The 13,409-nt window shown below is 70.3% G+C and carries 11 protein-coding genes and 1 tRNA gene; 10 read left to right on the plus strand and 2 right to left on the minus strand.

Annotated elements, in window-relative coordinates; all coding sequences use genetic code 11:
• Window positions 1-152: 152 nt before the first annotated feature.
• The 10 genes from FJM51_RS01070 (at window position 153) to FJM51_RS01115 (ending at window position 12,584) form a co-directional block, all read left to right on the plus strand.
• Window positions 153-1,502 carry a glutamine synthetase family protein gene (locus tag FJM51_RS01070; RefSeq protein WP_140452248.1) on the plus strand — a complete coding sequence of 450 codons (1,350 nt, stop codon included), beginning with the start codon at window positions 153-155 and terminating at the stop codon, window positions 1,500-1,502.
• The gene (locus tag FJM51_RS01075) at window positions 1,502-2,785 is read left to right on the plus strand and encodes an NAD(P)/FAD-dependent oxidoreductase (protein WP_140452249.1); all 1,284 of its coding nucleotides are present in this window, start codon (window positions 1,502-1,504) and stop codon (window positions 2,783-2,785) included. The genes FJM51_RS01070 and FJM51_RS01075 overlap by 1 nt, the downstream gene beginning before the upstream one ends.
• 42 nt (window positions 2,786-2,827) lie before the next feature.
• A complete protein-coding gene (locus tag FJM51_RS01080) occupies window positions 2,828-3,919 on the plus strand; it encodes a polyamine ABC transporter substrate-binding protein (protein WP_140452250.1) in 1,092 nt (363 codons plus the stop codon).
• 182 nt (window positions 3,920-4,101) lie between these two features.
• Window positions 4,102-5,241 carry an ABC transporter ATP-binding protein gene (locus FJM51_RS01085; RefSeq protein ID WP_140452251.1) on the plus strand — a complete coding sequence of 380 codons (1,140 nt, stop codon included), beginning with the start codon at window positions 4,102-4,104 and terminating at the stop codon, window positions 5,239-5,241.
• A gap of 95 nt (window positions 5,242-5,336) precedes the next feature.
• A complete protein-coding gene (locus FJM51_RS01090) occupies window positions 5,337-6,176 on the plus strand; it encodes an ABC transporter permease subunit (protein WP_233712941.1) in 840 nt (279 codons plus the stop codon).
• 3 nt (window positions 6,177-6,179) lie between these two features.
• Window positions 6,180-6,986 carry an ABC transporter permease subunit gene (locus FJM51_RS01095; protein WP_140452253.1) on the plus strand — a complete coding sequence of 269 codons (807 nt, stop codon included), beginning with the start codon at window positions 6,180-6,182 and terminating at the stop codon, window positions 6,984-6,986.
• On the plus strand, window positions 6,976-7,944 hold the full coding sequence (gene speB / locus FJM51_RS01100) for an agmatinase (protein WP_140452254.1): 969 nt from the start codon (window positions 6,976-6,978) through the stop codon (window positions 7,942-7,944). The genes FJM51_RS01095 and speB overlap by 11 nt, the downstream gene beginning before the upstream one ends.
• A gap of 8 nt (window positions 7,945-7,952) precedes the next feature.
• Complete coding sequence (locus FJM51_RS01105; RefSeq protein ID WP_140452255.1) at window positions 7,953-9,326, plus strand: glutamine synthetase family protein; 1,374 nt, start codon at window positions 7,953-7,955, stop codon at window positions 9,324-9,326.
• Window positions 9,327-9,329: 3 nt separating this feature from the next.
• Window positions 9,330-10,631, plus strand: coding sequence for an NAD(P)/FAD-dependent oxidoreductase (locus tag FJM51_RS01110; RefSeq protein ID WP_140452256.1), 1,302 nt, complete (start codon window positions 9,330-9,332; stop codon window positions 10,629-10,631).
• 66 nt (window positions 10,632-10,697) lie between these two features.
• Window positions 10,698-12,584: a heavy metal translocating P-type ATPase gene (locus FJM51_RS01115; protein WP_140452257.1), complete on the plus strand. Its 1,887-nt coding sequence runs from the start codon at window positions 10,698-10,700 to the stop codon at window positions 12,582-12,584.
• A 23-nt stretch (window positions 12,585-12,607) separates the two neighbouring features.
• On the opposite strand, the gene FJM51_RS01120 is transcribed toward FJM51_RS01115, so the two are convergent.
• Together FJM51_RS01120 and FJM51_RS01125 are read right to left on the minus strand one after the other, a co-directional pair.
• Window positions 12,608-12,684: transfer RNA gene (locus FJM51_RS01120), tRNA-Met, on the minus strand.
• Between the two features lie 112 nt (window positions 12,685-12,796).
• The gene (locus FJM51_RS01125) at window positions 12,797-13,408 is read right to left on the minus strand and encodes a YitT family protein (protein WP_140452258.1); all 612 of its coding nucleotides are present in this window, start codon (window positions 13,406-13,408) and stop codon (window positions 12,797-12,799) included.
• Window position 13,409 lies beyond the last annotated feature (1 nt).

Genomic DNA, 13,409 nt, shown 5'->3' on the forward strand with positions numbered 1-13,409 from the left:
CGGGTGGCTCCGTCGCTGGAACGTGGCTGATCAAGGTCTAGTGCATCGGACGGCGGTGTAAACCCGTCGCCGGGATTAGCTGCGGGGGCGCGCGGCGCTTGGAGCCGCCGGCCCCGGGTGCTAGGGAGCCGGAGAGCGGACCGGAGTGGATCTTGGATACGAACGAAGCCCTCGCCTGGCTGGAGCGGCGCCCCGAAATCACCAGCCTGCGCGCCGCCGTCTGCGACCTGAACGGCATCCTGCGCGGCAAGCGCGTGCCGGTAGCCCAGGCGCGCAAGGTGCTCGAGGGCCAGACGCGGATGCCCTATTCGATCGCCTGCCTCGACATCTGGGGCGAGGACTGGAAGGGCAATCCGCTCGTCTACCAGATGGGCGACGTCGACGGGCTCTGCGCGCCGACGGGGCGGGGCTTCCTGCCGATGAACTGGCTCGGCTCGCCGACCGCGCTCCTGCCGCTCTGGATGGTCTGCGAGGACGGCGCGCCCTTCCTCGGCGATCCCAGGCGCGCGCTCGCGGAGATCTGCGCGCGCTACGCCGCGCTCGGGCTGACGCCGGTCGTCGCGACCGAGCTCGAATTCTATCTCGTCGACACCTCCGCCGAGGTGCCCTCGCCGCCGAAATCGCCGGTGACGCAGCGGCTGCTCGACGGCGACGGCGCGCTCTGCATCGACGATCTCGACCATTTCGAGGCCTTCTTCACCGATGTCTACGCCGCCTGCGACGCGCACGGGATTCCCGTGGACAGCGCGATCTCCGAGAATGGCGGCGGACAGTTCGAGATCAACCTGCTCCATGTCGCCGATCCGCTGAAGGCGGCCGACGACGCGCTCTATTTCAAGCGTTTCGTGAAGGGGATCGCCCGGAAATACGGGCTCGCGGCGAGCTTCATGGCGAAGCCCTTCCTCGATCGGGCCGGCAACGGGTTCCACGTCCATTTCAGCCTGCTCGACCGCGAGGGGCGCAACGTCTTCGACAACGGCGGGCCGGAGGGGTCCGAGACCATGCTCCACGCGGTGGGAGGGCTTCTCGACGCGATGCGCGGGTCGAGCCTTGTCTTCGCCCCGCATCTCAATTCCTACAGGCGGTTGCAGCCCGACGCTCACAGCCCGTCTCAGGTCTGCTGGGGCTATGAGACGCGCTCCGCCGCCGTCCGGATCCCGGGCGGCTCGGGCGCGGCGCGCCGGATCGAGCATCGCGTCGCCGGCGCGGATGCCAACCCCTATCTCGTGCTCGCCGCGATCCTCGGCGGCGCGCTCTACGGGATGGAGCGGCGGATCGCCCCGCCCGAGCCGCTGGTCGCCGCCGAGGACGCGCGGTCCGGCGCGACCCTGCCCGCCGACTGGAAGCTCGCGATCGAGGCTTTCGAGCAGTCCGGCAGCACCGGCCGGATCTTCGCCCCGATCCTGCGCGAGCAGTTCGTCGGCATGAAGCGCCAGGAGTTGCAGGTGTTCAGCCAGCAGATCAGCCCGTTCGAGCACGACACCTATCTGGAGACGGTCTGATGGCGGAGACCGACTACCCGCCGAGCTACTACGCGGCGAGCGCCAATCCCGCGCCCGCGCGCCCCGCCTTCGCGGGGGAGGCGGCGCCCGAGGTCTGCGTCGTGGGCGCCGGGTTCACCGGCCTCTCCGCCGGGATCGACCTCGCGGCCAAGGGCCACGAGGTCATGATCCTCGAGGCGGCGAAGGTCGGCTGGGGCGCGTCGGGGCGCAACGGCGGGCAGATCGTCAACGGGCTGAACGCCGGGCTCGACACGATCGAGCGGCGCTACGGCGCCGAGACCGCGCGCTTCGTCGCCTCGCTCGTCCGGGAGGGCGGAGAGATCATTCGCGAGCGCATCGCGAAATACGCGATCGACTGCGACCTGCGCGACGGCAATCTCTTCGCCGCGCTGACCGACAGGCACATGCGGATGCTCGCGGAGAAACAGGCGCTCTGGCGGCGCTACGGGCTCGACGATTTCGAGATGCTGGACGCGGCCGGGATCCGGAAGCACGTGGCGACGGACTTCTACGCGGGCGGCATGCTCGATCCGACCGGCGGCCACATGCACCCGCTGAACCTCGCGCTGGGCGAGGCGAAGGCCTTCGAGAGCGAGGGCGGCGTCATCCACGAGGAAAGCCGCGTGGAGCGGATCGAGGCGCTCGACGGCGCGCCGGTGCTCCGCCTCGCCTCCGGCGTGGTCCGGCCCCGGATCCTCGTCCTCGCCGGCAACGCCTATCTCGGGCCGGTGGCGCCGGCGCTCGACACGCGCGTCATGCCCTTCTCGACCCAGATCATCGCGACCGAGCCGCTCGGCGCGCGCGGCCAGGCGCTGCTTCCGACCGGGGTCTGCGTCGAGGACGTGCGCTACGTGCTCGACTACTACCGGCTGAGCGCCGACGGCCGGCTGCTCTTCGGCGGCGGCACGGTCTATGGCGGCGCGGATCCGGCCGACATCCGGGCGAAGATCCTGCCCAATCTCGAGAAGGTATTCCCCGATCTGCGCGGGGTCCGGATCGATCACGCCTGGTCGGGCAACTGCGCGATCTCCTTCAGCCGGGTGCCGCAGATGGGACGGCTGGGGCCGAACACCTATTTCGCCGCCGGCTACAGCGGGCACGGCGTCGTCGGCAGCCATCTCTTCGGCCGGATCATCGCGGCGGCGGTCGATGGCGACGCGGGCCGCTTCGACACCTTCGCCGCCGTGCCCTGGATCCCGTTTCCCGGCGGACAGCGTTTCCGCGTACCCTATTCCATGCTGGGATCCTGGTGGTACGGTCTGCGCGACCGCCTCGGCCTCTGACGGGGCCGCCCCCGCATCCAACCGACGAACAAGGAACCGTTGATGATCCGCAGTCTCAGCCTCGCAGGCTTACTCGCCGCGGCCGCGGCGCTCCCGGCGCTCGCCCAGGACAAGGTCGTGCATATCTACAACTGGTCGGACTACATCGCCGAGGACACGATCCGGAAGTTCGAGGCGGAGACCGGGATCAAGGTCGTCTACGACGTCTACGATTCCAACGAGACGCTCGAGGCGAAGCTGCTCGCGGGCCATTCGGGCTACGACGTCGTGGTGCCGACCTCGAACTTCCTGCAGCGCCAGATCGCCGCCGGGGTCTACCAGCCGCTCGACAAGTCGAAGCTGCCAAACCTCGAGAACATGGACCCCGAACTGATGAAGGCGGCCGCCGCCTACGATCCCGACAATACCTACGGGGTCATCTACATGTGGGGGACGAACGGCATCGGCTACAACGTGGCGAAGGTGGCCGAACGTCTGGGCGAGGACGCGCCGACCGACAGCTGGTCGCTGATCTTCGATCCGAAATACGCGGAAAAGCTCGCCGATTGCGGGATCACGCTGCTCGATTCCGCCTCCGAGGTGTTCCCGAGCGCGCTGACCTATCTCGGCCTCGACCCGCTCAGCAAGAAGCCCGAGGATCTGGAGAAGGCGGCGGGGGTGATCGAGGCGATCCGGCCCTACATCCGCTACTACCATTCCTCGCAGTACATCTCCGATCTCGCGAACGGCGAGGTCTGCGTCTCGCTCGGCTATTCGGGCGACGTCTTCCAGGCCGCGGCGCGCGCCGAGGAGGCGGGCAAGGGCGTCGAGATCGCCTATTCCGTGCCGGAGGAAGGCGCGCAGCAGTGGTTCGACATGATGGCGATCCCGGTGGACGCGCCGAATCCGGAGGCGGCGCTCGCCTGGATCAACTTCATCATGAAGCCCGAGATCACCGCCGACATCACCAACTACGTCTGGTACGCGAACGCGAACACGGCCTCTCTGCCTCTGGTGGATCCCGAGATCCGCGACGATCCGGCGATCTTCCCCGGACCCGACGTGCTCGCGAAGCTCTATCCGGCCCAGGTCTATGACGCGCGGACCGACCGGCTGATCACGAAGCTCTGGACCAGGGCGAAGACCGGCCAGTAAGCCGCTGGGAAACCTGGGGGCGCCGCCTTGGCCGCGGCGCTCCCGGAACGCCCGGGGGCGGGGCTCGTCCCCGGCCCGGAGGGCTTTTCCCGCGTCCGCGAAGGCTGGACAGGCGCGCGGCGCCCCGCCTAATCTCCGCCCGACCGGCGCGTCCGACGCGCCGCCCCCGTCGCGGAGCAGGCATGAACACTCCCGTCCCCGTCGCCACGTCCAAACCCTGGATCACCGGCGCCGAACCGCCGTTCATCCGGATCTCGAAAGTCACCAAGCGTTTCGGCGATTTCTACGCGGTCGACGACGTCAGCCTCGACATCTACAAGGGCGAGCTCTTCTGCCTGCTCGGCGGCTCGGGCTGCGGCAAGTCCACGCTGCTGCGGATGCTCGCCGGGTTCGAGACGCCCACCGAGGGCCGGATCGAGATCGACGGCCAGGACATGGCGGGCAAGGCGCCCTACGAGCGCCCGACCAACATGATGTTCCAGTCATACGCGCTCTTCCCGCACATGACGGTGGAGAAGAACGTCGCCTACGGGCTCTATCGCGACGGCATGAAGAAGGCCGAGGCGATGGAGAAGGTGGCCGAGATGCTGCGCCTCGTCCAGCTCACGCCCTTCGCCAGCCGCAAGCCGCACCAGCTCTCCGGCGGCCAGCGGCAGCGCGTCGCGCTCGCGCGCTCCCTCGTGAAGCGGCCGAAGCTCCTGCTGCTCGACGAGCCGCTCGGCGCGCTCGACAAGAAGCTGCGCGAGGAGACGCAGTTCGAGCTGATCAAGATCCAGGAATCGCTCGGCGTCACCTTCATCGTCGTGACGCATGACCAGGAGGAGGCGATGACGCTCGCCTCCCGGATCGGGGTGATGAACGCGGGCCAGATCGTCCAGGTCGGCGAGCCGCCGGAGATCTACGAACATCCGAACTCGCGCTTCGTCGCCGATTTCATCGGCTCGGTGAACATGTTCGAGGGCCGCGTGACCGAGGACGAGCCGGATTACATCCGCCTCGGCGTCGCCGATCTCGGCGGCTCGATCTATGTCGGCCACGGCGTCTCCTGCGTGCTCGACCAGCAGCTCTGGTACGCGGTCCGGCCGGAGAAGATCCGCATCTCGAGAACGCGGCCGGACAAGACCGAGAACGTCTTCCGCGCCGTGGTCGACGAGATCGCCTACATGGGCAACATCTCGATCCACCGGCTGAAACTGCCGACGGGGCGGCTCCTGAGCGCCACCAAGGCCAATCTGACCCGCCACGACGACGAGGCGATCACCTGGGGCGACGAGGTCTGGGTGACCTGGGACGACACGGCCGGCGCGGTGCTGACCCGATGAGCGCGGTGATCGAGCGCGTGGCGCCGCTGCGCTGGACCGCCGCGCTCCTCGCGGCGCTCGGCCTCCGCGGGCGGACGCTGGTGATCGCGGTGCCGATGCTCTGGCTCCTGATCTTCTTCCTCGTCCCGTTCCTCGTCGTCGCCAAGCTCTCGGTCTCGGAACCCGCGATCGCGATGCCGCCCTATCTCCCCCTCGTCGAGCGGGACGGGGCGCGGATGACGATCTCGCTCAGCTTCGAGAATTTCGGCTATCTCTTCGACGACCCGCTCTACATCAAGGCGTATTTCTTCTCGATCCGGCTCGCCTTCTTCTCGGCGGTGCTGACGCTGCTCATCGGCTACCCGATCGCCTATTACATCGCGCGCAGTTCCGAGGCGCGGCGCTCGGTCCTGCTCATGCTGGTGATCCTGCCGTTCTGGACCTCGTTCCTGCTGCGCGTCTACGCCTGGCAGGGGTTCCTGCGCTCGAACGGGGTGATCAACAACTTCCTGCTCTGGACCGGGATCATCGACCAGCCGCTCGTGATGCTGCAGACGAATTTCGCGGTCTATCTCGGCATCGTCTATACCTATCTGCCGTTCATGATCCTGCCGCTCTACGCCAATCTCGTGAAGCTCGACGAGGCGCTGCTCGAAGCCTCCGCGGATCTCGGCGGGCGGCCGCTGCCGACCTTCTTCCACGTGACGCTGCCGCTCTCGATGCCCGGCATCATCGCGGGGTTCATGCTGGTCTTCGTGCCGGCGATCGGCGAATTCGTGATCCCGGAACTGCTCGGCGGACCGGACACGCTGATGATCGGCCGGGTGCTCTGGAACGAGTTCTTCTCGAACCGCGACTGGCCGACCGCGAGCGCGGTGGCGATCGCGATGCTGATCGCCCTCGTGATCCCGATCATGATCCTGCGGACCGCGCAGCAGCGCGTCGAGGAGGAGTGAGGGATGCGCCGGAACGTCTGGCTGCCCGCCTTCGTCATCCTCGGCTTCGTCTTCCTCTACGCGCCGATCCTGTCGCTGATCGTCTTCAGCTTCAACGAGAGCAAGCTCGTCACGGTCTGGGGCGGTTTCTCGACCAAGTGGTACGGGGAACTGCTGCGCAACCCGCAGATCCTCTCCGCCGCCTGGATCAGCCTCAAGGTCGCCGTGACCTCGGCGACGCTCGCCACCGTGCTCGGCACGCTCGCGGCCTTCGTGCTGACCCGGTTCGGGCCGTTCAAGGGGCGGGCGCTGCTGACGGGGATGAGCGCGGCGCCCCTCGTGATGCCCGACGTGATCACCGGCCTCTCGCTGCTCCTGCTCTTCGTCGCGATGGAGCAGCTGATCGGCTGGCCGGCGGGGCGGGGCATGACCACGATCATCATCGCGCACACGACCTTCTGCATGGCCTATGTGACCGTCGTGGCGCAGAGCCGCTTCGCGAGCCTCGACGAGAGCCTCGAGGAAGCGGCGATGGATCTCGGCGCGCGGCCCGCGCGGGTGTTCTTCGACGTGACGGTGCCGGTGATCGCGCCGGCGCTCGTCGCGGGCTGGCTGCTCTCCTTCACCCTCTCGCTCGACGATCTCGTCGTGGCGAGCTTCGTCACCGGACCGGGCGCCTCGACGCTGCCGATGGTGATCTTTTCCAAGGTGCGCCTCGGCGTCAGCCCGGATATCAACGCGCTGGCGACGATCATCATCGCGATCGTCGCGGTGGGGGTGGGGATCGCCACCTGGCAGATGCGGCGGGGGGCGCGGAAGAATGGCGGATAGCGGCGATCAGGCGTTCCGGGCGCGGGAGAACCGCGCGCACTGGGCGGAGATGACCTATGGCGGCGCGCTCTCCTTCCTGCGCCGGCGCTACACGCGCGATCTGACGGGGGTCGACGTCGCGGTCTGGGGCGTGCCCTACGACGCCTCGGTGACCTATCGCCCCGGCTGCCGGCTCGGTCCCCGCGCGATCCGCGCGGCCTCGGTCCAGCTCGCCGAGCTCAGGGCCTTTCCCTTCGGCTTCGACCTCTTCGAGGAACTCTCGGTGATCGACCACGGCGATGCCTGGATCGATCCGCACCACCCGGAGACGGTGGCGCCCGCGATCGAGCGCCAGGCGGCGGAGATCCTCGCGACGGGGACGAAGCTCCTGACGCTCGGCGGCGATCACTTCATCGCCTGGCCGCTCCTCAGGGCGCACGCCGCGGTTCACGGTCCGCTCGCGCTCATCCAGGTCGACGCCCATGGCGACCTCTGGCCCGACGATCCGGGCCGGATCGACCACGGCACGATGATGGGCCGGGCGATCCGCGAGGGGATCGTCGATCCGGCGCGCTCGACCCAGGTCGGCATCCGCACCTTCCACGATTCCGACGAGGGGTTGCAGGTGCTGACCGCGCCCTTCATCCACCGCGAGGGGATCGGCGCCGCGATCGAGGCGGCGCGGGCGCGGGCCGGCGACGCTCCGGTCTATCTCTCCTTCGACATCGACGGGCTCGACCCGGCCTTCGCGCCGGGCACGGGCACACCGGTTCCGGGCGGGCTCGCGAGCTGGCAGGCGCTCGAATTCGTGCGCGGCCTCGGGGGGTTGAATCTCGTCGGCATGGATCTCGTCGAGGTCTCGCCGCCCTTCGACCACGCCGAGATCACCGCGCTCGCCGCCGCGCATCTCGCGCATGACTGGCTTTGCCTGCTGGCGGAGGCGGGTGGCGCCGCCCCGGTGCCGGTCGGCCGACTCTGAGGAACACAATGGCAACGGCGTCCCGCGACGAATTCCTGGCCCGCCTTCCCGAGACCTTCCGCGACTGGCTCGGCGGGCGGCGGATCGAGGAGGTCGAGTGCATCGTGCCCGACATCGCCGGCATCTCGCGCGGCAAGGCGATGCCGGCGGCGAAATTCGTGCGCGAGGACCGGATGTTCCTGCCGACCTCGATCTTTCACCAGACGATCTCGGGCGATTACGTCGACATGCACGACGTGATGCAGTGGACCGAGAGCGACATGGTGCTGAAGCCCGATTACGCGACGGCGACGGCCGCGCCCTGGGCGGACGACGTGACGCTGCAGGTGATCCACAATGTCGAGGATCTGAGCGGCCGGCGGGTTCCGGTCGCCCCGCGCAACGTGCTGAAGCGCGTGGTCGATCTCTACGAGAAGAAGGGCTGGCGCGCCGTGGTGGCGCCCGAGATGGAATTCTACCTCATCAAGCCCAATCTCAACCCCAACGAGCCGATCGAGCCGCCGGTCGGGCGCACCGGCCGGCAGATGGTCTCGCGCCAGGCCTATTCGATGTCCGCGGTCGACGAATACGGCAAGGTGATCGACGACATCTACGAATTCGCGGAGGCGCAGGGGTTCGAACTCGACACGATCATCCAGGAGGGCGGCGCCGGGCAGGTGGAGATCAACTTCCTGCACGGCGACCCGATCAAGCTCGCCGACCAGGTGTTCTTCTTCAAGCGCACGATCCGCGAGGCGGCGCTGCGCAACAACTGCTTCGCGACCTTCATGGCGAAGCCGATGCAGGACGAGCCGGGCTCGGCGATGCATATCCACCAGTCGGTGATCGACACGGGGACAGGGCGCAACATCTTCACCGGCGGCAACGGCGGGCCGACCGACGCCTTCCATGGCTTCATCGCGGGGCTGCAGCGCTACGTGCCGACGGTGCTCTGCATGTTCGCGCCCTATGTGAACAGCTACCGCCGCTTCGTGCCGGGGGGCGCGGCGCCGATCAACCTCGAATGGGGGCCGGACAACCGCACCACCGGGATCCGGGTGCCGATCAGCCATCCCGACGCCCGCCGGGTCGAGAACCGCGTCGTGGGCATGGACTGCAATCCCTATCTCGCGCTCGCGGCCTCGCTCGCCTGCGGCTATCTCGGAATGACGCAGGGGCTGCGGCCGCGCGAGGCGGTGGCGGGGGAAGCCTACCACCGGCCCCGCGCGCTGCCGCGCGACCTGCTCGCGGCGCTCGATCATTTCGACGAGGCGCCGGAACTGACCGAGGTGCTCGGGTCCGAATTCTGCTCGCTCTACCAGACGATCAAGCGCGACGAGGTGGAGACCTTCCTGCGCGTGATCTCGCCCTGGGAGCGCGATCATCTGCTCCTGAACGTCTGACGCGTGGCCCGGCTCGATCTCCTGACCGCCAACGACGCGCCCGGCGCCTATCCGGCGAGCTGGTACGCCGAGACCGCGATCGGCGCCGCGCCGCGCCCGGCGCTCCGGGGCGCGGAACGGGCCGATGTCTGCGTGATCGGCGGCGGCTACGCCGGGCTCTCGGCCGCGCTCCATCTGCGCGAGCGCGGCTACGACGTCGTCCTGATCGAGGCGCAGCGGCTCGGCTGGGGCGCCTCGGGGCGGAACGGCGGCCAGATCGGCTCGGGCCAGCGGCGCGATCAGGACTGGCTCGAACGGACCGCGGGCCGCGACCAGGCGCGGATGTTCTGGAACCTCGCGGAGGAGGCCAAGGCGACCGTCCGGGGCCTGATCGAGCGCCATGCGATCCCCTGCGACTACCGCGCCGGCGTCGCCCACGCGGCGCTGCGCCCCGGCGACGTGGCCGAGGCGCGCGCGGCGGCGGAGAAGCTCGCGCGCGACTACGGCTACGCGGACTGCGCGCCGCTCGACCGGGCGGGGATCGCGGAGCTGCTCGGCACCGACGCCTATCAGGGCGGCGATCTCGACATGGGCGCGGGGCATCTGCATCCGCTGAACTACGCGCTCGGCCTCGCCGGCGCGGCGGAGGCGGCGGGCGCGCGGGTCTACGAGCGGAGCAGGGCGGTCTCGGTCGAGGCGGGCCGCGTCCGGACGGCGGAGGGCGAGGTCAGCGCCGGGCACATCCTCCTCTGTTGCAACGGCTATCTCGGCGATCTCGTCCCCCGCGTCGCGGAGCGGGTGATGCCGATCAACAATTTCATCATCGCGACCGAGCCGCTCGGCCCCGAGCGCGCCGCCGCGCTGATCCCGACGGGGGTGGCGGCGGCGGATTCGCGCTTCGTGGTGAACTACTGGCGCCTCTCCGCCGACGGCCGGATGCTCTTCGGCGGCGGCGAGAGCTACGGCTACCGCTTCCCGCGCGACATCGCGGGCCTCGTCCGGCCGCGGATGCTCGGCGTCTATCCCGGCCTCGCGGATCTGCGCGTCACCCATGCCTGGGGCGGGACGCTCGGCATCACGGCGAGCCGGATGCCGGCCTTCCAGCGCCTGCCGGGCGGGATCTTCTCGGCGGCGGGCTTCTCCGGCCATGGCGTCGCGATGGCGACGCTCGCGGGGAAGCTCCTCGCCGAGGCGGTGGCGGGCACGGCGGAACGCTTCGACCTCTTCGCCGGGCTGCCGCCGCCGGCCTTCCCCGGCGGCGCCGCGCTGCGCTGGCCGCTGCTCGTGCTCGCGATGAGCTGGTACAGCCTGCGCGACCGGCTCTGAGCCGCGGGCTCGACAGGCCCGCCGGCCCACGCGATGGTGGGGAAGGGTTACGGAGGGGAGAGGCACGTGACGCGATCGGATGGTGACCGCCTGAAGATCCTGCTCCTGCTGGTGGCGCTCCTCGGCCTTCTCGCCGGGCTGGCATCGCGCATCGCGGGCTTCCCGGGCGCGGCCGGCATTCTCTGGACGATCGGGGTCCTGCCGGTCCTGGCCGCGCTCGTCGTCGAGATCCTGCGGAGCCTGCGCCAGGGCGAGGTCGGGCTCGACATCGTGGCCGCGCTCTCGATGTCGGCGGCGCTTCTCTTCGGCGAGACACTCGCGGCGGCCGTGGTCGCGGTCATGTATTCGGGCGGCACCTTCCTCGAGAGCTTCGCCGAGGGGCGCGCCCGGCGCGACATGAGCGACCTGCTGTCGCGCGTCCCGCGCAGCGCGACACGTCACCGGAACGGCGCGCTCGAGGAGGTGCCGCTCGACGGGATCGCGCCCGGCGACCGGCTGCTGATCCGGCAGGGCGACGTGGTGCCGGTCGATGGCCGCGTCGCCTCGCGCGCGGCCTTCCTCGATACCTCCGCGCTCACCGGCGAGTCGCTGCCCGTCCGGCTCGCCGAGGGGAGCGAGGCGATGAGCGGTTCGACCAACGCGGGCGACGCCTTCGACCTCGTCGCCAGCCACGCCGCGCGCGACAGCACCTACGCCGGCATCGTCCGCCTGGTCGAGGCGGCGCAGCGCTCCCGGGCGCCGATGTCGCGGCTCGCCGACCGCTGGTCGCTCGGCTTTCTGGCGCTCACCGTCGCGATCGCCGCCGCCGCCTGGGCGGCCACCGGCGATCCGATCCGCGCCGTCGCGGTGCTCGTCGTGGCGACGCCCTGTCCGCTCATCCTCGCCGTGCCCGTCGCCCTCGTCGCGGGGCTGTCGCGGGCGGCGCGGTTCGGCGTCCTGATCAAGGGCGCCGCGCCGCTCGAGGCGATGGCGCGCATCCGCGTGCTGATCCTCGACAAGACCGGAACCCTGACCGACGGGCGGCCGCGCATCGTCTCGATCGAGAGCGCGGGCGCGGCGCCCGACGAGATCCTGCGCTACGCCGCCGCGCTCGACCAGGCCTCGAAACATCCCGTCGCGCAGGCCATCGCCGCGGCGGCGCGGGAGCGGGGGCTCGACCTGCCCGCGCCGGAGGAGGTGGCGGAGATCCCGGGAGAGGGGGTGGCGGGCCTCGTCGAAGGCCGCCCCGTCCTCGTCGGCGGGCACGGGTTCGTCGCGCGCCGGCTCGGCGCCTCGCCGGAGGCCGGGGCGGCGCCGCCGGCCGGTTCGGTCGTGGTGGCGGTGGCGCTCGACGGCCGGCCGGCCGGGCGCCTCGTCATGGCCGACCCGCTGCGCGAGGGCATGCGCGACATGCTGGCGGGGCTTCGCGCGGGCGGGATCGAGCGGATCCTGCTCGCGACCGGCGACCGGGCCGATGTCGCGGAGCGCGTGACCGAGGGGCTCGGCCTCGACGGGCTGCGCGCGGGTCTGACGCCGGACCAGAAGGTGCTCGTGGTGCTGAGCGAGCGCAAGAACGGCCCGGTGATGATGGTCGGCGACGGGGTGAACGACGCGCCCGCGCTCGCCGCCGCGGATGTCGGCGTCGCGATGGGCGCGCGCGGCGCCGCCGCCTCGGCCGAGGCGGCCGATGTCGTGCTGCTCGTCGACCGCGTCGACCGGCTGGGCCCGGGGATCCACATCGCCCGCCGCGCGCGCGCGATCGCGCTCGAGAGCGTCGCCGCCGGGATCGGCCTCTCGGTGCTCGGCATGCTGGCGGCGGCCCTCGGCTACCTGACCCCGGTCCAGGGCGCCCTGCTGCAGGAGGCGATCGACGTGGCCACGATCCTGAACGCGCTCCGCGCCCTCGCCATCAGGCCGGCGGGCCTGACCGCGCCCCCGGCCGAGGGGGGCGGCTCCGCCGCGGCGGCGGCGTAACGCGTTCTGTTGTCTGGGATATCTGGTAGCGGAGGAGGGACTTGAACCCCCGACACGCGGATTATGATTCCGCTGCTCTAACCAGCTGAGCTACTCCGCCACTGGCGCGCTTCCTATAGGGGGGTCCGGGCGGCGTCAAGGCGGTCCGAAGGCAAAAAACGCGCCGGGCGGCGGGTATTTTCGCCGGGGGCGCGGAGGCGTTCCGGCGCCGGTCACATCGCGACGTACCAGTCGCGGCGGTGGTTGATCATGATGACGAGATTCATCGCCACCGCGCCGCAGAGCGACCAGAGCACCGAGGCGGCGGGCAGGGTGAGAAGGGCGAGGGCGAAGACGACCGCGTCGACGAGAAGCTGGGTCCAGCCGGCGCGGAAGCCGAAACGGTCCTGCAGGTAGAAGGCGACCACGCCGACGCCCCCGAGGCTCGCGCCGTGGCGGAAGACGCCGAGCAGGCCGAGGCCCATGCAGATCCCCGCGATCACAGCGCCGGCGAGCGGCTGGACATGGCCGAAGGTGATGAGATGGGGCCGCGCGATGGAGAGAAGCGTGAGACCCCCGACGCAGGCGAAGGTCTTAAGCGTGAAGCTCCAGCCCAGCCGGCGGATCGCGAGCCAGTAGAAGGGCAGGTTCAGCGCGAAGAAGACCGGACCGAACGGCAGTCCGGTCCAGGTCGCGACGAGGAGCGCGAGCCCGGCGATCTGGCCGGTGACGAGCCCGGTGCTCTGCAGGATCGCGAGGCCGAGGGCGACGACCGCGGTGCCGATGAAGAGCCCCTGGGCGTCGTCCAGCGCCGAGTGGCGCCGGACCGGGTCCGGCGCCCCCATG

It is taken from the genome of Amaricoccus solimangrovi (assembly GCF_006385685.1).
GTDB classification, from domain to species: Bacteria; Pseudomonadota; Alphaproteobacteria; order Rhodobacterales; family Rhodobacteraceae; genus Amaricoccus; species Amaricoccus solimangrovi.

Bases quoted from the DNA above. Each gene is read 5' to 3' on its own strand.
- FJM51_RS01075 (WP_140452249.1), top strand. From the start codon at position 1,502: ATGGCGGAGACCGACTACCCGCCGAGCTACTACGCGGCGAGCGCCAAT.
- FJM51_RS01080 (WP_140452250.1), top strand. From the start codon at position 2,828: ATGATCCGCAGTCTCAGCCTCGCAGGCTTACTCGCCGCGGCCGCGGCG.
- FJM51_RS01085 (WP_140452251.1), top strand. From the start codon at position 4,102: ATGAACACTCCCGTCCCCGTCGCCACGTCCAAACCCTGGATCACCGGC.
- FJM51_RS01090 (WP_233712941.1), top strand. From the start codon at position 5,337: ATGCTCTGGCTCCTGATCTTCTTCCTCGTCCCGTTCCTCGTCGTCGCC.
- FJM51_RS01095 (WP_140452253.1), top strand. From the start codon at position 6,180: ATGCGCCGGAACGTCTGGCTGCCCGCCTTCGTCATCCTCGGCTTCGTC.
- speB (WP_140452254.1), top strand. From the start codon at position 6,976: ATGGCGGATAGCGGCGATCAGGCGTTCCGGGCGCGGGAGAACCGCGCG.
- FJM51_RS01105 (WP_140452255.1), top strand. From the start codon at position 7,953: ATGGCAACGGCGTCCCGCGACGAATTCCTGGCCCGCCTTCCCGAGACC.
- FJM51_RS01125 (WP_140452258.1), bottom strand. From the start codon at position 13,408: ATGGGGGCGCCGGACCCGGTCCGGCGCCACTCGGCGCTGGACGACGCC.